This window comes from Candidatus Reidiella endopervernicosa (genome assembly GCF_013343005.1).
Taxonomy (GTDB): Bacteria; Pseudomonadota; Gammaproteobacteria.
Genome location: NZ_CP054491.1, coordinates 2,107,417 through 2,126,645, shown reverse-complemented (window position 1 = coordinate 2,126,645; position 19,229 = coordinate 2,107,417). Strand labels below are relative to the sequence as shown.

Sequence of the window (19,229 nt, the reverse complement as noted above, 5' to 3'; positions counted from 1 at the left end):
TTAAAGAAGTAAGCAATGACCACTGAGAGAAAGATTGTCCTCGGCTCTACCTCGCCCTTTCGTAAAGCACTGCTCGACAAACTCGGCATCCACTTCGAGACCGACTCACCCGATGTCGATGAGAGTCGTCTTGAGGATGAAACGCCTGCGGCACTGGTGGCACGCCTCTCACGCGCCAAGGCCGAAGCAGTCGCCGAGCGCCATAGTGATGCACTGATCATCGGCTCCGATCAGGTGGCAGTGCTGGGCGATGAGATTCTCGGCAAACCGGGTGATCATGAGCGCGCCATGCAGCAGCTCACGGCGGCCTCGGGAAAACACGTCACCTTTCTCACCGGCCTCTGCCTCTACGATTCAGCTTCAAAACAGGCTCAGGAGATCGTCGTTCCCTTCTATGTCACCTTCCGTGATCTAAGCGAATCAGAGATCAACAACTACCTCAAACGTGAACAGCCCTATAACTGTGCCGGCAGCTTTAAGTCGGAAGCGCTCGGTATCGCCCTGTTTGAGAAGATGGAGGGCGAAGATCCCAACGCCCTGATCGGCCTGCCACTGATCAAATTAATTGCCATGCTCGGTAACAGCGGCGTGCGCGTAATTTAGTCTCTGCTCTTTAATTAAAACAATAAAGAAAAATCACATGACCACGCTATACGGAATTAAAAACTGCGATACGGTAAAAAAAGCACGCAAGTGGTTCGAGACCAACGGTATCGACTACACCTTCCACGATTTTCGTGCCGACGGCATCAATAAAAAACTGATCGATGGCTGGGCCAAATCGGTCGACTGGGAGCTATTACTTAATCGTCGCAGTACCACCTGGCGTCAGCTTGATGAACAAGATCGCGACGGTCTTAACAAGACAAAAGCTGTGGCACTACTTATTGAACACCCCACTCTCATCAAGCGCCCTGTACTCGATCACGACGGCGCGATACAGATCGGCTTCAAGGATAGCGATTACGCTAGCCTGTTTGGTCTCTGACAAGGAAGCGATATGAGCGACACCCTCGAACTCGCCAAGGCGTTAATCAGCAGTCCATCTGTCACTCCCGATGATGCCGGATGCCAGCCAATGCTTATCGAACATCTTCAGGCACTCGGTTTCAAGATTGAACCGATGCGCTTTGGTGAAGTTGATAACCTCTGGGCACGTCGTGGCGATAGCGGCCCCCTCTTCTGCTTTGCCGGTCATACCGACGTGGTACCAACCGGTCCCGTCGAGCGCTGGCAACACGCACCGTTCGATGCCGTGGTTGAAGGTGACATGCTGCACGGTCGCGGTGCTGCCGATATGAAGGGCCCCATCGCTGCCTTTACTACCGCACTGGAACGTTTTGTCGCCAACCACCCTGAGCACAACGGTTCAATATCACTACTGATCACCAGTGATGAAGAGGGGCCAGCGACTGATGGTACCGTCAAGGTCATTAACACTCTGGAGGCACGCGGCGAGAAGATCGACTGGTGTCTGGTGGGTGAACCGACCAGCACCGCCAGGGTCGGTGATGTCGTTAAGAACGGTCGTCGTGGCTCACTCAACGGCAAGCTAGTCATCAAAGGTATCCAGGGGCATGTCGCCTACCCGCATCTGGCAAAAAACCCGGTCCATAACGCCGCACCCGCACTGGCCGAGTTGGCCTCAATCGAGTGGGACAGAGGCAACGACTACTTTCCACCCACCAGTTTCCAGATCTCCAACATCGAGGCGGGTACCGGCGCAACCAATATCATTCCCGGCGAGCTGAGCCTGCTGTTCAACTTCCGCTTCTCAACCCAACAGAGCGATGCCGGTCTACGTGAGAAGGTCGAAACGATTCTCAACAACCACCAGCTCGACTACGAAATTGAGTGGTCGCTCTCCGGTAACCCCTTCATCACCGAGGGTGGTGCACTGCTAGAAGCAACCCGTAGTGCCATTAAGTCGAGCTGTGGATACGAGCCCGAGATCAACACTGCGGGCGGCACATCCGATGGCCGTTTTATCGCGCCAACTGGCGCGCAGGTACTCGAACTTGGCCCACTCAACGCCACCATCCACAAGGTCAACGAACAGGTCTCAGTCAGCGATCTCGACAAACTCTCCGAGATCTATGAACAGATCCTGATTGAGCTACTGAGCAAATAGCACAGAGAAGACTAAAGTAAAAAACAGTTCGGCCGTTATACCTCTCTGAGAATGTCCAACTTGGCAGAGGTATCCGTCATGGCCATAGAGCAGCTCCCCTCCGCACAGCAAGCTGTGCAGCGTCGCCCAGCACCACCTGTTTCAGCATCGCCCCCCGGAAAACCTGAATCTGAACGTGAACGACTGCCGGTACCCGGCAATCCACGTGCGCTGGAGAACCGTCCAGATGTCGCCTGCGGCCGAATACCGGTCGCAATCCCCCCTCTACCCACTGCCCTCCCTGCACAAGCTCCAGCAACGTTCACTGCCGAGAGCAATCCGGATGCATTGCCTGCTGAGGGAGAAGTGCAGCTTGATGAGAACTACCGCTTCTATGCCAACTTTCTGCGCCAGATTCTCGATCTGAATGAGGGAGCCGGCGAATTTGAGTCGTTTGATCTCTCTGCCGAGACGCAGATCTTCGAATCGACCGATATCACCATCTTCGCTGCCGACTCGGTGATTGAGATTGAGTATGTCCGATTTGAAGCCGTGTCGATCGATATCGAGATGAGCGAGGATCGACTTAGTGTTTCGATAAACCGCACCGAGTTTGAACAGTTCTCGCTACGTCAAAGCAGCAATATCGAGCAGCCGGTACGACGCGCCGATCCACTGGCACTCGATCTGGATGGAAACGGTATCCAGACCACCGGGATTGAGAATGGGGTGAACTTCGATATCAATGCCGATGGCATTCTCGACCGCACCAGCTTTATCACCGGCAACGATGCAATGCTCGCCTTTGATCGTAATGGCAATGGACATATTGATGATGGTCGTGAACTCTTCGGCGATCAGAACGGCCACGAAAACGGCTTTATGGCACTCGCCGATTACGACAAAAACGGTGATGGACGCATCGATCGCAAGGATGAGATATACAGCAAGCTAAAACTACTGCAGATCGACAGCAGCGGACAGCAGTCGCAACGAAGCCTCTTCGAGGCGGGTGTGTCGGTATCTCGCTGAATGCGAAGAACACCTATCAGCTACTAAACGGCAGTGATGTGATCAGCCAGCGCGGTCAGTTCTACCGCAACGATGGGAGCCTGGGACTGGCTGCCGACCTGTTGTTAGGATTTAAATAGGAACGTTGAAAACTTTGACAGATCTATTTTCAATAGCAGCAAGAATCTCTACGCAGCATGGGCAATCCCCATTAATAATGGTGTTCAGAAGTAGAGGTCATACGACTATCAGTAATTCCTGTTTCGGAGTGATACCGCCAATGACCATATTGGATTGTTCATTGCTGTAATGCCATAACCGGCATATTGCTGCTTCCTGTGCATGTGCGATATTTCAAACAGATGCTGATCCAGCCATTCGTGCTGCACTGATCGATTAAATAGTTCAACGTAGGCGTTCTATTGGGGCTTTCCTGGCTAGATGTGGTCAAGCGTAATAGCCAGTCCACAATCAGGGCATGTTACCCAAGCATATGGCCCGATATCGATAGCAGGTTTCGCTGATACCGAAAACCATGCGAGCCAGCCGGATGAAAACACCTCAGCCCTCTACCGTTTTTGCACCATCTCCCTTCGCTGAGATAGCTTTACCACCTATTTCCATTGCCTTCTGGATGATCTCGGCCTTTATCTTCACTTCAGCATAGATCATTTTCAGTCGGCATCTCTTCCTTCAACCCCTTCATGCGCTTCATTATTGACATCCATGCCATCGTACTTAGGCCGCCAGCTATAAAAAGTGGCGTCGATCATGCCGTGCTTTCGACATAATTCAGCAATTGGAATACCGCTTTGTGCCCCTTTCAGGATGCTAATAATCTGGGACTCACTGTAACGAGATTTCTTCATGTAGATTATCCCAGGTTATCTATGTTAGAAAAGTCTACTTATAAGTGCCGCTGATTCTCGGAGGGATTACCTGATCACCTTCAACTACCTAACTTGTAAATTTCTCAATATTCATACTTTTGGCTAATAGTGGATGCTGACGTTTTCAATATAATCTTCTCTTGCTACGTAACAAATCATATAGTCATATGACGTGGACTTACTACCCTCCTTAAATACAACAATTAACTATCTGAAGGGTAGATAACGATGAGTCGATTCAACATATTAGAGCGATCAGCCTGGTCTTCATCTTAACGATGACAGATATGGCCGTAGCGGCCCTTCCAGACTCTCAGGCTACTTATCTGCTGAGTAACGCTTCACTGAAGAAAGGCATGAGCGCTGACGGTGGGGGTAAATAATGCGTTGGACATGACTCAACCAACCGGGCCAGAAACAGCTTTGAAATTCAAAGCCACCGATAATGGCTATTATCGAATCACCAATCTCGGCCTCGGCGACAAGCACTCACTGGAGAACGACAGCCAGAAGCTGATTATCGGCCCCACCAGAAAATACAGTGGCCAGTTATGGAAACTGAAACAAATGGGTAATGGCAACTATCGCCTGACCAACATGTACAAGTCCAGACACAGTGCCCAGACCAGATACTATAAGGTGCTGGATACCGATAAAACTCCCTCATGCCCCTCTGGTTAAACGTGGTAATAGTCGTGGCCAGTACTGAAACTAACAAAGGCTTCAGCCGAAATAATATTGAGCCTGGAAACCTAAACCTGCAGAGCACCAGCACTACCCAGCATCAGGATACCGACATCGTTCTGAACCAGGGCACCGGTATCACCACCGAACTCACTCTGCATCCGGACACCACCACCATCGATGTCACCCTGAGTCCTAGCGAACTCAACCTGAATCCTAATGAGGAATTGCCACCCCTGAAAACTTGGGCATATGGTGCATTCGGATTCGGCAAGGTCGGTACATCCGAGCCCTTTGCGGTCTGCCGGGACAGGAGGCCTGTGGCTATGAGTCAGCCAAGCTCATTGGCAATGCGGTAGGCAAATGTCCGGCTGGTAGCTTCTTCGATCTGACTAACTGGTCATGCTGGAGCTGCCCGCAAGGCTACGAACGATCTGCTGCGGCTATTCACACTGAGCGTGCCTGTCGAAAACCGGACCGCAACGCACGCGGTGAATTCGGGCCTGCCCGGTTCGTAGGAAAGCTATGCTCGGATGGCAGCTTCTTCGACCCTATCCGTGACGGAGAGTGTTTCAGCTGTCCGGCTGGTTATAATCGCTCCGCCGCCCATATCGACATGCCCAATGCCTGTTATATCCCTCAGAGAGAAGACTTCAAGGCGGCAACTCGCCAACAGAAAACCATATGGCCTCATGAATGTAGATCCGGCACATTCTTTGATGGCGGTGGTGGTTGCTTTACCTGCCCATCCAATTACAAGCGCACTGCCTACCATATCAATGATAGCAAAGGACGGGCCTGCTCCAGACTCATAGGTGAGAGGCATGCCAAGGCTAGCGTCGTCAAGAAAGCCCAATGTGGGCCGGGAGAAATTAAGGACGCGAAAATAAGAGGCAGTCAGAGCACCGCCGCAGGCGGTGGTTGCTGGGTCTGTCCGACTGCCTGGGATCGCACCGTCAATACTATCGACGGCAATGCGGCCTGCGAGAAGGATGGTGGTTTTATCTTTGCCAAGGCCACAGAGGTCGAGTCCTTGAGTTGTCCGAAGGATCAGGTGTTCGATCTGATCAGCACAAGGGACCCCAAGGTATCTATCGCTCTGCAGACACGCAACACCGAACTGACTCGCCAGAGCAAACCGGCAATCAACAAGGGAGATGGCGCGACCTGCTGGCAATGCTCGGTTATGACAACACGATCACATCACCCTGTTTATGCTAACAATGCCTGCGATGTGCTCACTCTGAATTGGGAAACAGCCGCGTACACGCAGCGAGGGCTGTTTGGTCTGCGTGGTGCCGAGCAGGTTGCACTCGACCTGGTCAAGGATGGCAAGCTGATCAATACCATTGCGACCGACATTGCACCAAAGATGGAGATGAGTGCTGCTGAGTTCCGCAAGGCGGTCTGGGACGAGATCGCAACAGTACCCGAGGAGAGCGATATACTGAAGGTGGCTATCTTTTCGCGACTGGTCATGGCGGCAGAAAAGCCTGGTCAGGCCACAGCAGCGGAGAAACAACTTCTGATAAGTACCGGGGAGTCGCTATTTTTGCGAAAGTTTGTTTTGGGCATCCAAGCCCAAGCAAACAGCAAAAACTTAACGCGACCGTTTATGCCTTCGGCGCCCCGACCGTCCTGCGTACGTTGCGTAATCACCTCTTCGCGGCTCTACACAACTCCCTCAGTGACTCTACGCCGACATAAAGCCGCTGCTGCATCTTCTTCGTCGTTCGCTCGCGCTCTCAACTACGAATAGGCAGACGGCGTCGACTATCGGGGACTAACCGCCCTCACTTCGCTCTCCATGGCGGTCAGCGCCGGCGAGGCCATTCGCGAGTATCGTGTATTTCTTGCTCAGGATGCCCTGGATGCTCTGGATGCCTGGACCACGGCATACGAGCGTGCAGAATATTTAGAAAGTGTTCGTAGAACAACACCCGATCGAACCCTTGTAAAATTCGATGCCGTGCCTCCCAATTTTGATGAGCTCATCACTAGAAGTATGCTCCGTGGTGTAGCAGTAGAAGCCGGTGTTACTGTGGCCGGTCTTGTGACCTTGGTTCCCAAAAATAGTGTCTCATTATATCTTTTCCCTCATCGCTTCAAGGGGTACTACGATTTTGGGCAGGCGCTATCCAGATTAAGATCAGGTTCCCAGGCCGCGAGTAGCGCGACCAGAAGGCTTGGGACGAAACTGGCGGCAAAGATCGTGTCCGAAGTTGCTAAAACCTCAGCGAGGGCAGTGGCCAAGGCCGTTTTATCCACTGGTCCACAGATCGTAATTGGATTGGCTATCAGTAATGACATCCATGGTCGAGCGTATTGCAGATTTAGATAATGCCCACCCACAACTAGTGGCCAATCGGGCTGGAGCAGGACAACCGGTCGATATACCACGAATGCTCGCTTCCGGTGAGGGTGCCCGAGAACTACTCTCAATGTGGTCAACGATCACATCTGGTACGACACCGACGGGGAACAAGGCCCACTTTGCCCAATTCGGAAAGCTGGCCATGGATAAATCGGCCAGCTTCAAGTAGCGGGTCTGAGTTGGTTAAGTTAAGCGCTTAGTTAAGCTTCTTGGGATGGCCATACTTTCTGGTTTCATCCTTTGAAATATGGCGAGATTTAGTCAGCAGATGAACGGGGTTTTGGTCGTTGTTTAACCGCTCTGGGCTGGATACGTCCAGAGCGGACCCGCCCACAGGCTTCTGCACAACATGAATTAGCTGTTATATAAAAATCAAATGCAGACTAAGACCTAGTAGGTCGAGCACCGTAACTAGGACTGGTTGAGGGAGAGCGTTATATGCCGACGCTGACCGCCATGGAGAGCGAAGTGAGGGCGGTTAGTCCCCGATAGTCGACGCCGTCTGCCTATTCGTAGTTGAGAGCGCGAGCGGACGACGAAGAAGATGCAGCAGCGGCTTTATGTCGGCGTAGAGTCACTGAGGGAGTTGTGTAGAGCCGCGAAGAGGTGATTACGCAACGAACGCAGGACGGTCGGGGCGCCGTAGGCATAAACGGTCGCGTTAAGTATTTGCCGCTTGCTTGGGCTTGGATGCCCAAAACAAACTTTCGCAAAATAGCGACTCCCGGAATATGGATCTGGTAGTAGATGGATTGCACATTCAAGTGATTTGATTTCGCCTTGTATTCAGTCACGCCAGCTACAGGTGGAAAACAAACGATCTATCTCTCATGTTTCAGTTGTTATTTTGGCATGCTGGGTGCTGTCTGGTTGTGCCGCAATGGATGCGGACAGGTCCGATAATGCAGCGCAACGTGCTGAGCGATTGCAGGCAGCACAGGCGCGCTAATTTCTTTACAACGAGCAGCTGAGATCTGCCGCACGTCATAACACAGAAATAAAGCAGCTGCCGTAAAAATAGAGCGCTGCAGAAAACTGTTCGTGCATGCGATACGGGTAGTTTTGCATTAAAAGATTTACTCTCGAAGAGGTATCACTTTCAAATCAGGATGTCAGGTCAACAGCAACGATGTTGTCGGTAATGGGGTATAACTTAATTGACCTTTCCAGTGTTGCGTTAGGCATCAATGCAGGTCGATATACCTGTGACCAACTGCCGGTAATTGTTTTGCCAACTGCTCCTGATGATACTCAAATGACCTTTGTTGGTGGTGAACAGCTACATGGAAGCGCGGCTGGCGCGACAGGAAACCTGACTATCAACCCGTTGCGCAAAAGTAATTCATCAAACCTTGATCGATTATTGGTGTTTTATCATCCTGAACAAAAGCAGGACCTGGATGAATTGACGGCTACAGTGTCTGAACGAATCGACACTGCCTCTGCTCAGGTGTTCATAGAAACTCTTGTGGTAGAGATTAGTAGTGAAGATTCCAAGGAACTGGGTGTGGAGTGGCAATCGGCTAATATTGGAAATCATACCCTGCTAACCCTTGGGCAGATGGAAATAAAAGATGGAGACTCTGTATCATACGAAAGTAACACAAGAATGGATGAGGCCGGTGATTTCACTTTTAATCCGGGGTCGGTGTACAGTTTAAACTGCGAGCGTTGATTGAGAATGGGCGTGCACAGATTCTGTCACGCCCGAGCGTTTAGCATTGAGTAATCATCAAGCGGTAATTCAAATTGTTGATGTATTACAAACGCCTAGAATTTCCAGTCGAATCAATGAAAATGGCAGCATTACGATCTCAGACTACTCGTTCGAGCCGTTGTTGATTGGTATTACGTTGAATCTGCGGCCACGTGTTTCAGCGGATCGTCAGTGGATTAGCATGGAGATCGATGCAACTGTCGATGCCGAAGTTGATGATAATGCCGGTGAAGTGTTTGCACCTGATAATGCAGGTGGAAGGGTGTTGTTGGCTACAAAAGCTGGTGCTGCCAGCCGCAAGGTGCGTACATTCGCCCGCATTCCTGATCGCACACCCATTATCATTGGCGGACTTGCCGCAGCTAATCGTGAAAATCTAAAGGCCGTGTACCGGTTGTTGGTGAATTGCCTGGTATTGGACCACTATTCGGTTCAACGGATAATGAAGTTCAGGAGAGAGCTTCTTATTGTATTAACACCTTATGTCCTTGCAGAGGATAACATCGGCATACGATCAAATAGTGCCGAAAACAATCATCTGATAACTGGAGTAGCTGAAGATAGTGGCATGGTGAATAAGTAAGGGCTCAGCACACTAAAGAGTGATAGTTATTGGTTCAGGTGGTTTGATTTATTACCTTGGCCAAGTAACTAGCTTGGATTTAAATGTGCGTTCAACAACCATCCTGAGCAGATAGCGCAATCGCTACCGCGCGGCGCCACACTACCTCTTACTGACTCTACGTTGACTCAAAGCCACTGCTGCATCTTCTCCATCGTTCGCTTCCACTCACAACTACGAAGATTCAGACAGCGTCGACTATCGGGAACTAACCGTCCTCGCTTCGCTCTCCAATGTGGTCAACGGGGCTAATTGCCAATCTGCTATTGCGACTTAGATCATCGTGGATTAGACCATCGCATTACGCAGCAACAGGTTGGTGTGGACCACCTTGCGTGCCAGAATCTTGGCCAGATTACGCATCACGTTGTAACCATCCTCATGGTTACGATCGAGCAGTTCGAGTAGCGCGGCACAATCGATCTTAAGCAGCTCGATATCTTCGAGGGCCGTAGCACGGGCACTACGACGGTAGTCATGCACCAGCGCCATCTCACCAAACACCTCATTTTCCAGCGCCTGATCGAGCTCTTCGGTCACCGTCTCACCAATCGTGGTGAGTTCAAGCGCAACACGACCGTGAGGAACGATATAGATCTCCTTACCCTTGGTACCACGATCAAAGATCTCGATCCCGCTCAGATAGTGTGTCGGTATGCAGATGGCGGCTATCTTCTCAATCAGTGAAGCCGTCATCCCCTGAAAAAGCTCATTTGCAGCCAGCGCCTTGGTGATATCCATATTGCCCCTCGTATCGATCTTGTTGTTAGTTATTGCATCGCATAATACCAGTAGAACGACCGATGTGTGATAACCCTGTATAAGCCCCCACACCTGAGCCGATCACCCTCAACTTTGATACCATCTACCAAATAACAACTAATGAAGAAGAGAAGCATGAACATCATCAACTGGATTAAGAGATTTCCCCTCGTCTCATTCGCCTATCTGCTCACAGCCCTCTGTACCAGCTTCGCCCTCTATAATCTCTACGATGGTAGTCGTGCCGAGTTCTGGCCCAACGTCACCGGCAAGGTCACCGGCTTTGTCTCAGCCACACAGGGAAAGAATCAGAATGGAGTCACGGCAGGCTACCGTGGGAAGGCAGAGTATCTTGCAGTTGATAGCCACCGGATCGCCTATCGCTATTCGCTGATGGAGAACTCTTACACGGGACTCGACATAGCACCCAATAATCAACAGATCACCGCGGGAAATAGCATCACCGTCCACTACAATCCGCACAACCATCAGGAGAGCCGACTCGCACTCCTTATCAACTGGCACATGGTGTTGATGTGGCTCGGTTATGCCGCGTTGTTTGCCATCGCGGGCTGGCGCTGGCATCGCTTTCTTATCCGAAATAACTAGCGACTTAAGACAAGCTGACTGGACGACCACGACACACCGTCACCCTTCCCTTCTGAGACCAGATATTCACGACGTTCAGCTCTGCGTAAGACGGTCTATAACAACACCGATGTCGCTCAGAAACCCCAGCTCACTTGATCTATGACAAAGCAATTCCACACATAAACAAGGTTAATTGCCTCTTCATCTGCGGCACAGAGAGAGGCCAGTTATGAACAGGGTTCCAGGTGAGTGTTTAACCACACCTTTAGGAGCCTCAGATGTCTTCCCTCCCGACTGTCTCGCCGGACAAGCAACACTCATTACTAACACTGATAGCCCCACTATTACTTCTGGCCGCAGCATTCGGCCTAATAGGTGCAGCCAACACCTTCGGCAGTCGTTTGATTGCAGATGAAAGCACTCTCAACGCACTCTTCCACCTGACATCGACACTACTCTGGATCAGCGGTGCCTTTCTGCTAATTCGCCTGATTGATGCGGTGGTCTGGCAGCGTTTAATGGTGGCACATGGCTATCACGCACCGCGTCTGCTGCGTCAAATCATCGCTGCACTAATCTGGTTCTGGGCCGCCTGCGGCGTAGTGAGTCTCGTCTATGGCCTATCACTCACCACCTTGATAGCGGCATCCACCGTCTCGATGGGTGTAGCTGGTTTCGCCCTGCAACGTCCCATTCTGGACGCCTTTTCAGGCATAGTGCTGGCACTGCAAAGACCGTTTGAGATCGGCGATTGGCTACTGGTCGATGAAGAGTCCGGGGTTGGTCGAGTAACGGAGATGAACTGGCGGGCCGTGCATCTTGTGACTCCGAATGAGGTCACTCTGGTGGTACCCAATGGCCACTTCACCAGCAACCAGGCAGTACTCTATTCGCGCCCACAACAGTTCTTCCGCGATGAGATCAAAGTGACGCTGCCATATAACGTCACCACTCACCAGGGACAACGCATTCTGCTCGGAGCCGTTAATCAGATTGATGAGATAGCGGCCATACCTCGTAACTCGATCATCAGCATCGCTGACTACACCGAACGCGGCATCCTGTGGCGCATCTTGTACTGGTGCCCAGACGCAGGACGTGTGCCGGTTTTCCGCTTCAAGGTGCATCAAAACATTCTGCGTAACCTTCACTACGCAGGCATCGAAGTCCCCATACCGAAACTCGATCTTCGTCGTATCCCTGCACGGCCCGAACAGAGCGATGAATTTAGCGACATCGATCCGCTCATCCTGCACATCCCTATTTTTGTAGTATTTACAAAAGAGGAGTTACGCCAGCTATCGACCCAGTCAAACAACCGATTAGCCCATGCAGGAACACCTCTGCTTCGCCAGGGTGAAGCCGGTGATTCACTCTTCATCCTGCGTGAAGGCATGTTGGAGGTACGCAAGGCCAAGGAGGGACAAGCAGAAACCGTTGTGGGACGTATTCAACCGGGGGATTTCTTCGGCGAGATGTCGCTGCTGCTCGGTGAGCCAAGGTCAGCCACGGTTGTGCCGATTGTCGACTCGATGATCATAGAGATCTCCCGCGACACCATGACCCAGATGATGCAGGGGCGCCCCGAACTGGCCAACTATCTCGCTGAGCTACTCGCCGAACGTCAGGCCGACTCAGCTGCGAAGATTGCATCGGCACAAATAGACGATGTAGAGCAGCAGCCTCAATCTATCCTGGAGCAGACGCTTATTCGCATCAGAGCCCTCTTCAGCCTGGGGTAGTCACACGCAAGCGCGGTCTCTGATCGGTGAGGCCAGGGTAAAGGAGAGGGGCGCACAGCGATTTGTGCTGCTAACGATTATCCGATCACGATAAATGGACTGTTCAGATAACCGCGCCTCACTCCTTCGACAACGGCGCAAATCCTCGCCGCAGTGTATTTTCGGTGATCGTGCGCAGCTCCATGAACTGGAGTAGATAATCGGGCCCACCCGTCTTACTACCCACCCCACTCTCCTTATAGCCGCCGAAGGGTTGTCGTCCGACCATGGCACCGGTGATCTTTCGGTTGAGATAGAGATTGCCCACCTGGAACCGCTCTGTTGCAAGCGAAGGTTTTCAGGACTCCGCGAATAGACACCGCCGGTCAGGGCATAGGCGGTGCCATTGGCAATCTCTAATGCCTGTTCAAAATCTGTAGCTCGCAAGACGCTCAACACCGGGCCAAAGATCTCATCCTGAGCCAGTGTGGAGTCCGGTGTCACATCGGCAAAGATGGTCGGGCCGACATAGTACCCCTCAAGGTGAACCGGGTGATCGGGTGCCAGGACCAGCCGCGCCTCTCCTCTGCCGCACTCAATCGCCTTGATGATTCGCTCCTGCGCACGCCGTGAGATCACCGGCCCCATGGCACTACCGGACTCTTCGGGCGACCCGATGCGCAGGCTCTGCGCCGCTTCACTCAAACGTCTGACAAAGAGCTCATAACGCGCACTCCCCACCACGATGATCCGCGAGGCGGCACTGCACTTCTGCCCCTGAAAGCCAAAGGCCGAGGCAATAGAACCCGCCACCGCATCGTCGAGATCGGCATCACGGTCGACGATGATGGCATTTTACCGCCCATCTCAGCGATCACCCGTTTGACGTGGTGCTGCTCCGGGGATGGTTTAGCCGCCAGTTCCAGAATCCTCAGCCCCACCTCTCGCGAACCCGTGAAGGCGATAAAGTGGGTCTTTGGGTGCCGTACCAGATACTCCCCAACTGCCTCACCGGGGCCGGGTAGAAACTGCACCACCCCTGCGGGAAGTCCCATCTCATGCAGCAGGTCGACAAAGTGAGCCGCCACTACCGGCGTCAGTGATGAGGGCTTGAGGATCACCGTATTACCGCTCACCACCGCGGCACTCAACATGCCGCAGAGGATAGCCATAGGAAAGTTCCAGGGCGGCAGAATCAATCCAACCCCTTTGGCAAATAGCGATAGAGGTTATCCTCACCGGGAACATTCTGCGGCCGCACCTTCCCCAACCGCTCCGCCGCATCGGCGTAGTAGTTGATAAAAGCGATCGCCTCGGTGATATCGGCATCGGCTTCGGCCCACCCCTTACCCGCCTCCAGGATCTCCCATGCCGCAAACTCATCGCGACGTTCACGCAGGGCCGCTGCAACTTGACGCATCAATGCAGAGCGTTCATCCACTGGCCTGACACTCCAGTGGGCAAAGGCGGCCTCTGCGCCCTGTAGCGCCCGCTCCACCTCCCGCTCACCTGCCACACAGACTCGCCCCACCAACTCAAAACAGCTGGCTGGATTAATCGAATCGATCGTATCTTCAGTGCTCAGCTTTTGACCATCGATCACCAACGGATAGTCGAGGCCCAACCTTGTACGCACCTGAGCAATGGCACTGCGAAATGCGGAGCCTCATCCGGCCCCACAAATCGTCGGACCGGTTCATTGAAAAAGGGCGATTCAGAATTGGCGGTTAAACTGGGATCACCGGCGTCGACTGACTCTTTCGGTTCAGCCAGCAGTTCAGCTGCCGGTCTCTCATCACTAAAGCCCATACGCAAAAAGACTGACTGGAACTGTTTTCCAACAGGCGACGCACCAGCTAGGCCATACCGGGAATCAGCTGCCCAAATGGGAGATAGATCCGTAAACGGTAGCCGCGTTCAACCAGCATCCTCTGCAGCGGTTCCGCCATCCCATAGAGCATCTGAAACTCATAATTCTTCGGCACGACCCCTGCTCTTCTGCCGCCACCATAGCCACCGTAATACTGCGAACATTGTGGGTCGCAATAGCGGTCTCGATGGTGGGGTGATGCTGCATCAGCAACTGCACACAGCGTTCAAAACAGCGATCGGTCTGCCACTTCGTTCCCCAAACGGGGACGGACCAGTGCTGTTGACTGGCAACCACCGTCTCATAATCCCAGTAGGCACCACGCACCAGCCGCACCGTCACCGGCGCTCCCCGTTCACGGGCCCACTCAATCAATTCATGAATGGTCTGCTCGGCATCACGCAGATAGCTCTGAATAGCAATCCCCACATCAGCCCAGTCGCGTAACTCAGGTTCCATTAATAGCTCTCTAAACACCCCCAGAGTAATCTCCTTGCTCTCATACTGTTCCATATCGATAGTGACAAAGGCGCCGTTGCGACGAGCCTTGAGCAAGATAGGACGCAATCGCTCAGAGAGCGCCTCGATACCACCCTCAGGATCGAGGCAGGTGAGCTGTGAATAGAGTGAAGAAACTTTTAATGAGAGCGACTGCCGGGGAGAGTATCGTCTGTTACTTCTATCCAGTAACGATACCTCATCCCACTTATCAACACGTCCCTTGAGCTGGCCGATCAACGCTAGATAGGCCTGTTGGTATTCAACGGCCTCGACCTCACTCACCGTCTCCTCACCCAACAGGTCGATGCTGAAGTTCATCCCCCGTTGACGCAGTTTCCTGGCGCTCTTGAATACCTCACCCGCATCGCTGCCACCCATGAAACGGCGAGCCATACTTAGCATGGAGATGCGCACCGCCTTTGCAATCAGACGTGAGGTTATACCCTCATCTGAACTGGGCAGATCCCATCTGCCCAAACCCAGCAGCGCCAAATCGTCCTTAGTAAAATATTCGCGTAGATGATGAACCAGATCGAGATCATCGGAGAGGGCAGGTAGAAGATCGACAAAACGCAACGCCTGTACACGAAATCGTTCATTTTCCATCAGCCCGGTCAGCAGCCGTTCCATCCACTGTTCAGCTACCGAACGAGAGGCCGCCGTCTCACGAAGCGCAGAGAGAAGTTCGGTGCCCAACGCCTGGATCTGCTGCTCCGAAGCGGAGGTTATCGGTGACGTTGATTGATGGGACGGATGCGTGCCGGAGCGCTGATTCATAGCCTGTATCGATACCCTGCCCCATCCAGTGTATGTGTGATCCAGATACGTATGGAAAAAGTATAGCAGTCGTTATAGCACTCCTCGGAGGCTCTGAAGCCTCATAGGAGATATCTGTTCACGGCATCAGACACCACTCCATATGGAGAACACAATATGCAGTCATTATGGAGAGTGTGAAGAAGCGATGAAGATTGCTCCTGAGTCTTTTTCATTATGCACAATCGATGCAATCTTAATTACTGAAACAGTGCAAGGGAGGAGTGATAATGAACAGCAATGAATCGAACAAACAGCCATTGGAACTTGTGCCTCTCGACGAAGAGAACAACTCACCAGCGATAGCTAATTTTGGACAGAAAGACGACGGCGAATATATAGGCCATGATCGTCGCTTCGCCTTTACTCCCGTCGTGAAAGCTGCGACCGACGCGATCAAATACGTTTCGATCTGCTAAAGGATAGTCGACGTAGTATTAACAATCGCCGCAATGGTGGTTGGACGTCAGAGAGTAATCACTAAATAACAGCGAACGTTAATTACTGCCAGGTCGTGAGTAATACCGCACGGTTACTTCCTAGAATTCCAGATCTTCGCCACGGCTCGATCGGTACCAAGTCCGCCAACCAGAAAGGCGACAAAACCCACCGCCCAAAACAAACACTGGAAACAGGTAGGCGGGATCTTTTCCGAGTACGAGCCAGAAAAGCAGTGTCGCCAGACCGGAGAAGAGAACACCAATGACCAGCAGGATGGTTCGGTGTGAGGCGCGGTATTCGAATGGTTCATTGCCCGACTCGAATGTATTGAGTATGGGCGAGAAGAGGGTTCGTAGTTGTTGTTTCACTGGGTGTTACTCTCCTTGTAAACAGAAAGTGGACAGGATTAAATTGTGATCTGGATTACATGGTGGGATATGAGGAGTCATAATTAATTCTATCCCCTACTACGCAAGGCTACTGCTCACCCTTCTTTTTTGCCACCTTGTCGCGCAGATAGATCGGTAGGGCTTCGGCGGCGTTAACGGCCACTCCATTATGAAAATCATTCACGGCCAGGAGTGCGATGTCGTGTGCATTGGGGAAACGTTCACCTTTTTGTTCTTCCAGCTCGTTAACAAGCTGTGACTGCATCACATCGCTATAGGTCGTCCAGCCACTGCCGATGCCAACCCAACCACTACCCTCGCCTTCCACCTGTTCGGGTGGGATGACCAACTCTTCGCCCTGTAGCTGCATCAGTTCATTATCGGCCAGTGTGTAGCGTCCCCAATAGACCTCCCCCATTCGTGCATCAATGGCAGTAGCAATCTGCTTGTAACCAAACTCGCGCCAGGCACCCTGCGCCAGAGCAGCCAAGGTTGAGACGGGAACAACGGGGAGTTCAGTGGCAAAGCCGACACCCTGGATCACACCGGTGGCGATACGCACACCGGTAAAACCACCAGGACCACGACCGAAGGCGAGTGCATCAAGATCGGCAACGACGATACCCGCCTCACTCAGCAGTGAGTCGATCATTGGCAGGATCAGTCTGGCGTGTTGGCGTGGTGCAATCTCAAATCGCGACAGCACCTCACCATCGATATAGAGTGCGGCGGAACACGCCTCGGTGGCGGTGTCGATGGCCAGTAGTTTCATCGGTCGTTACTCACTTGCGGAATCTCGGCACTATCTCTTTCAAAAAGCGCTGCACCTGCTCAAGCTCCCGGGTGGGTGGCATCGGCGGCAGACTCTTGAGAAAGACCCGGCCATAGGCCTTCGAATAGAGACGTGGATCGCAGAGCATCAACACGCCACTATCGCTCACATCTCGGATCAGCCGCCCGACTCCCTGCTTGAGGGTGATCACCGCCGTGGGCACCTGGTACTCCATGAAGGGATTGCCCTTGTTACGACGAATCGAATCGATGCGAGCACTCAGCACCGGATCGTCCGGCGCGGCAAAGGGGAGCTTGTCGATAATCACCAACGAGAGCGCCTCACCACGTACATCGACCCCCTCCCAGAAGCTGCCGGTGCCGAGCAGCAGCGCATTACCTAATTGACGGAAGCGGTCGAGTAGCTCAGCACGCGGTGCATCGCCCTGCACCAGCAGCGGAAAGTCGACGCGGTTGTGCAGCAATTCAGCTGCCTGTTTGAGTGCGCGGTGGCTGGTAAAGAGCAGAAAAGCGCGTCCACCACTCGCCTGTAGCACCGGCAGCGCCGCCTCCACCACCGCATGTGTGTAGTCGCGGCTGCTTGGCTCTGGCATATCTTTCGGGATGTAGAGCTGGGTGTTGTTGGCGTAATCAAACGGGCTATCGAGCCGCAGCGTCTCCGCCTCATCAAGACCAAGACGCGAGATGTAGTGATCAAAACCCTCACCAACGGCAAGGGTCGCAGAGGTATAGATCCAGGCACTGGGGTAGCGCTGACGCCGTTCGGTAAAGAGCGGTGCCACATCGAGTGGCGTCATGTGCAGGGTAAAGCTACGCGGACGGGTCTCGAACCACTTGATCTGGCCTTCGTCATCACTCTCGGTCAGCAGTTTCAACCGCACTCTGACATCGGCGACCCGACGCCAGCAGTTCTCCAGTCCCTTGCCGCGAGGCGCGACCTCCTCCAGCCACGCCTCGAGCTGTCCAAGGTCGCCCTCAATCAGCGCCAGCAGTTCTTCTACCTTGGGGGCGGTGGCGACCGTCGCCCACGGTGCACGTCGACTCTCCATGCCGAGCGCCAGGCGCAGATCGCGAGCATGTTTCTGGATGGAATCGATTGCACTCGGCATTTCACCCTGCACGCCGCCCTCACGCAGATACTCGCCGATCGCGTCGCGGGCGATATCTCCAAGCTGACGACTGCTCAGTGACTGGCCAAAGAAGATGGTGGCGATCTCGGGCAGCTGGTGCGCCTCATCAAGGATGAAGGCATCGGCACCCGGTAGCAGCTCACCGAAGCCCTCCTCCTTGAGTGCCATATCGGCAAACAGCAGGTGATGATTAACCACCACCAGCTCTGCTTCCTGTGCATCACGTCGTGCCTTGAGTACGCAACAGTCCTTATAGGTAGGACACTCCTGACCGAGACAGTTATCGACCGTGGAGGTGACCAGCGGCCAGATATAGGAGTTCTCCGCCACACCGCTCACCTCGGCGATATCGCCCTTGCGGGTGCCTGCAGCCCAGCGTCGTACCTTGGCCAGATCGGAGAGTAGCGAGTGGTTGATACGTCCCTCGCTCTCGGCGGTCTCGAGACGGTGGTAACAGAGGTAGTTGGAGCGCCCCTTGAGCAGCGCGGTCTCGATCGGCACGCCGAGTGCCTCACGCACCGTCGGCAGATCACGGTGGTAGAGCTGATCCTGCAGGGTGCGGGTGCCGGTGGAGATGATTACCCGCTTGCCGGAGAGCAGCGCGGGGATCAGGTAGGCGAAGGTCTTGCCGGTGCCGGTGCCAGCCTCTGCGATCAGCTGGGCACTGTTCTCCAGCGCCTGTTCGACTGCTTCGGCCATCTGCTGCTGCTGTGGGCGCGGGGCGAAACCCTCAATGGCATTAGCCAGTGGGCCATCATCGGCCAGTGCGGATCGTGCGTCGGTAATCATGGTTAGTTCAGATAGGGTA

Annotated in this window: 16 protein-coding genes and 4 pseudogenes; 12 read left to right on the top strand and 8 right to left on the bottom strand. The window is 53.2% G+C overall.

Annotated features, from left to right (window positions below; genetic code table 11):
- Window positions 1-15 precede the first annotated feature (15 nt).
- The 4 genes from HUE57_RS11860 (at window position 16) to HUE57_RS11845 (ending at window position 3,142) form a co-directional block, all read left to right on the top strand.
- Window positions 16-603: a Maf family protein gene (locus HUE57_RS11860; protein ID WP_078482555.1), complete on the top strand. Its 588-nt coding sequence runs from the start codon at window positions 16-18 to the stop codon at window positions 601-603.
- A gap of 37 nt (window positions 604-640) precedes the next feature.
- Entirely contained in the window at window positions 641-988 is a 348-nt protein-coding gene (locus HUE57_RS11855) for an ArsC family reductase (RefSeq protein WP_078482556.1), read from the top strand.
- 12 nt (window positions 989-1,000) lie between these two features.
- Entirely contained in the window at window positions 1,001-2,131 is a 1,131-nt protein-coding gene (gene dapE / locus HUE57_RS11850) for a succinyl-diaminopimelate desuccinylase (protein WP_078482557.1), read from the top strand.
- A 78-nt stretch (window positions 2,132-2,209) separates the two neighbouring features.
- The gene (locus HUE57_RS11845) at window positions 2,210-3,142 is read left to right on the top strand and encodes an EF-hand domain-containing protein (protein ID WP_174673253.1); all 933 of its coding nucleotides are present in this window, start codon (window positions 2,210-2,212) and stop codon (window positions 3,140-3,142) included.
- 692 nt (window positions 3,143-3,834) lie between these two features.
- On the opposite strand, the pseudogene HUE57_RS20315 reads toward HUE57_RS11845, so the two are convergent.
- Window positions 3,835-3,990 (bottom strand): annotated as a pseudogene (locus HUE57_RS20315) (transposase); the annotation flags it as partial.
- 390 nt (window positions 3,991-4,380) lie between these two features.
- On the opposite strand from HUE57_RS20315, the gene HUE57_RS11835 reads away from it, so the two are divergent.
- The 3 genes from HUE57_RS11835 to HUE57_RS11825 all read left to right on the top strand — a co-directional run bounded on the left by HUE57_RS11835 (window position 4,381) and on the right by HUE57_RS11825 (window position 7,036).
- Window positions 4,381-4,692: an RICIN domain-containing protein gene (locus HUE57_RS11835; protein WP_174673252.1), complete on the top strand. Its 312-nt coding sequence runs from the start codon at window positions 4,381-4,383 to the stop codon at window positions 4,690-4,692.
- A gap of 1,036 nt (window positions 4,693-5,728) precedes the next feature.
- Complete coding sequence (locus tag HUE57_RS11830) at window positions 5,729-6,454, top strand: hypothetical protein (RefSeq protein ID WP_174673251.1); 726 nt, start codon at window positions 5,729-5,731, stop codon at window positions 6,452-6,454.
- A gap of 48 nt (window positions 6,455-6,502) precedes the next feature.
- Window positions 6,503-7,036, top strand: coding sequence for a hypothetical protein (locus HUE57_RS11825; protein ID WP_174673250.1), 534 nt, complete (start codon window positions 6,503-6,505; stop codon window positions 7,034-7,036).
- Window positions 7,037-7,575: 539 nt separating this feature from the next.
- Here the strand turns inward: HUE57_RS11825 and HUE57_RS11820 are convergent.
- On the bottom strand, window positions 7,576-7,833 hold the full coding sequence (locus HUE57_RS11820) for a hypothetical protein (protein ID WP_174673249.1): 258 nt from the start codon (window positions 7,831-7,833) through the stop codon (window positions 7,576-7,578).
- A 365-nt stretch (window positions 7,834-8,198) separates the two neighbouring features.
- Here HUE57_RS11820 and HUE57_RS11815 point away from each other — a divergent pair, with 365 nt between their 5' ends.
- Together HUE57_RS11815 and HUE57_RS11810 are read left to right on the top strand one after the other, a co-directional pair.
- Window positions 8,199-8,744 (top strand): hypothetical protein, encoded by a 546-nt coding sequence (locus tag HUE57_RS11815; RefSeq protein WP_174673248.1) that lies wholly within the window; start codon window positions 8,199-8,201, stop codon window positions 8,742-8,744.
- 40 nt (window positions 8,745-8,784) lie between these two features.
- A pseudogene (locus tag HUE57_RS11810) lies at window positions 8,785-9,369 on the top strand (hypothetical protein); the annotation flags it as partial.
- 327 nt (window positions 9,370-9,696) lie between these two features.
- On the opposite strand, the gene HUE57_RS11805 reads toward HUE57_RS11810, so the two are convergent.
- Window positions 9,697-10,149, bottom strand: a complete 453-nt coding sequence (locus HUE57_RS11805) for a Crp/Fnr family transcriptional regulator (protein ID WP_078482563.1) — start codon at window positions 10,147-10,149, stop codon at window positions 9,697-9,699.
- Between the two features lie 156 nt (window positions 10,150-10,305).
- Here HUE57_RS11805 and HUE57_RS11800 point away from each other — a divergent pair, with 156 nt between their 5' ends.
- Window positions 10,306-10,779 carry a DUF3592 domain-containing protein gene (locus HUE57_RS11800; protein WP_174673246.1) on the top strand — a complete coding sequence of 158 codons (474 nt, stop codon included), beginning with the start codon at window positions 10,306-10,308 and terminating at the stop codon, window positions 10,777-10,779.
- A 260-nt stretch (window positions 10,780-11,039) separates the two neighbouring features.
- On the top strand, window positions 11,040-12,503 hold the full coding sequence (locus tag HUE57_RS11795; RefSeq protein WP_078482565.1) for a mechanosensitive ion channel family protein: 1,464 nt from the start codon (window positions 11,040-11,042) through the stop codon (window positions 12,501-12,503).
- Here the strand turns inward: HUE57_RS11795 and HUE57_RS11790 are convergent.
- Window positions 12,504-13,998, bottom strand: a pseudogene (locus HUE57_RS11790) (aldehyde dehydrogenase family protein).
- A 340-nt stretch (window positions 13,999-14,338) separates the two neighbouring features.
- Window positions 14,339-15,630: pseudogene (locus HUE57_RS11785) on the bottom strand (proline dehydrogenase family protein).
- Window positions 15,631-15,899: 269 nt separating this feature from the next.
- Here HUE57_RS11785 and HUE57_RS11780 point away from each other — a divergent pair.
- The gene (locus HUE57_RS11780; RefSeq protein WP_174673244.1) at window positions 15,900-16,088 is read left to right on the top strand and encodes a hypothetical protein; all 189 of its coding nucleotides are present in this window, start codon (window positions 15,900-15,902) and stop codon (window positions 16,086-16,088) included.
- A 120-nt stretch (window positions 16,089-16,208) separates the two neighbouring features.
- Here the strand turns inward: HUE57_RS11780 and HUE57_RS11775 are convergent, their stop codons facing one another.
- The 3 genes from HUE57_RS11775 to HUE57_RS11765 form a co-directional block, all read right to left on the bottom strand.
- Complete coding sequence (locus HUE57_RS11775) at window positions 16,209-16,478, bottom strand: hypothetical protein (protein WP_236860580.1); 270 nt, start codon at window positions 16,476-16,478, stop codon at window positions 16,209-16,211.
- 109 nt (window positions 16,479-16,587) lie between these two features.
- The gene (tsaB, locus tag HUE57_RS11770) at window positions 16,588-17,271 is read right to left on the bottom strand and encodes a tRNA (adenosine(37)-N6)-threonylcarbamoyltransferase complex dimerization subunit type 1 TsaB (protein ID WP_078482567.1); all 684 of its coding nucleotides are present in this window, start codon (window positions 17,269-17,271) and stop codon (window positions 16,588-16,590) included.
- A gap of 10 nt (window positions 17,272-17,281) precedes the next feature.
- Window positions 17,282-19,210: a DNA repair helicase YoaA gene (locus HUE57_RS11765; protein ID WP_078482568.1), complete on the bottom strand. Its 1,929-nt coding sequence runs from the start codon at window positions 19,208-19,210 to the stop codon at window positions 17,282-17,284.
- Window positions 19,211-19,229: the final 19 nt, after the last annotated feature.

Excerpts from the sequence above, each read along its gene's own strand:
- HUE57_RS11795 (WP_078482565.1), top strand. The coding sequence starts at position 11,040 with ATGTCTTCCCTCCCGACTGTCTCGCCGGACAAGCAACACTCATTACTA.
- HUE57_RS11855 (WP_078482556.1), top strand. The coding sequence starts at position 641 with ATGACCACGCTATACGGAATTAAAAACTGCGATACGGTAAAAAAAGCA.
- HUE57_RS11765 (WP_078482568.1), bottom strand. The coding sequence starts at position 19,210 with ATGATTACCGACGCACGATCCGCACTGGCCGATGATGGCCCACTGGCT.
- tsaB (WP_078482567.1), bottom strand. The coding sequence starts at position 17,271 with ATGAAACTACTGGCCATCGACACCGCCACCGAGGCGTGTTCCGCCGCA.
- HUE57_RS11845 (WP_174673253.1), top strand. The coding sequence starts at position 2,210 with ATGGCCATAGAGCAGCTCCCCTCCGCACAGCAAGCTGTGCAGCGTCGC.
- HUE57_RS11825 (WP_174673250.1), top strand. The coding sequence starts at position 6,503 with ATGGCGGTCAGCGCCGGCGAGGCCATTCGCGAGTATCGTGTATTTCTT.
- HUE57_RS11815 (WP_174673248.1), top strand. The coding sequence starts at position 8,199 with ATGTTGTCGGTAATGGGGTATAACTTAATTGACCTTTCCAGTGTTGCG.
- HUE57_RS11800 (WP_174673246.1), top strand. The coding sequence starts at position 10,306 with ATGAACATCATCAACTGGATTAAGAGATTTCCCCTCGTCTCATTCGCC.
- HUE57_RS11805 (WP_078482563.1), bottom strand. The coding sequence starts at position 10,149 with ATGGATATCACCAAGGCGCTGGCTGCAAATGAGCTTTTTCAGGGGATG.
- HUE57_RS11860 (WP_078482555.1), top strand. The coding sequence starts at position 16 with ATGACCACTGAGAGAAAGATTGTCCTCGGCTCTACCTCGCCCTTTCGT.
- HUE57_RS11780 (WP_174673244.1), top strand. The coding sequence starts at position 15,900 with ATGAACAGCAATGAATCGAACAAACAGCCATTGGAACTTGTGCCTCTC.
- dapE (WP_078482557.1), top strand. The coding sequence starts at position 1,001 with ATGAGCGACACCCTCGAACTCGCCAAGGCGTTAATCAGCAGTCCATCT.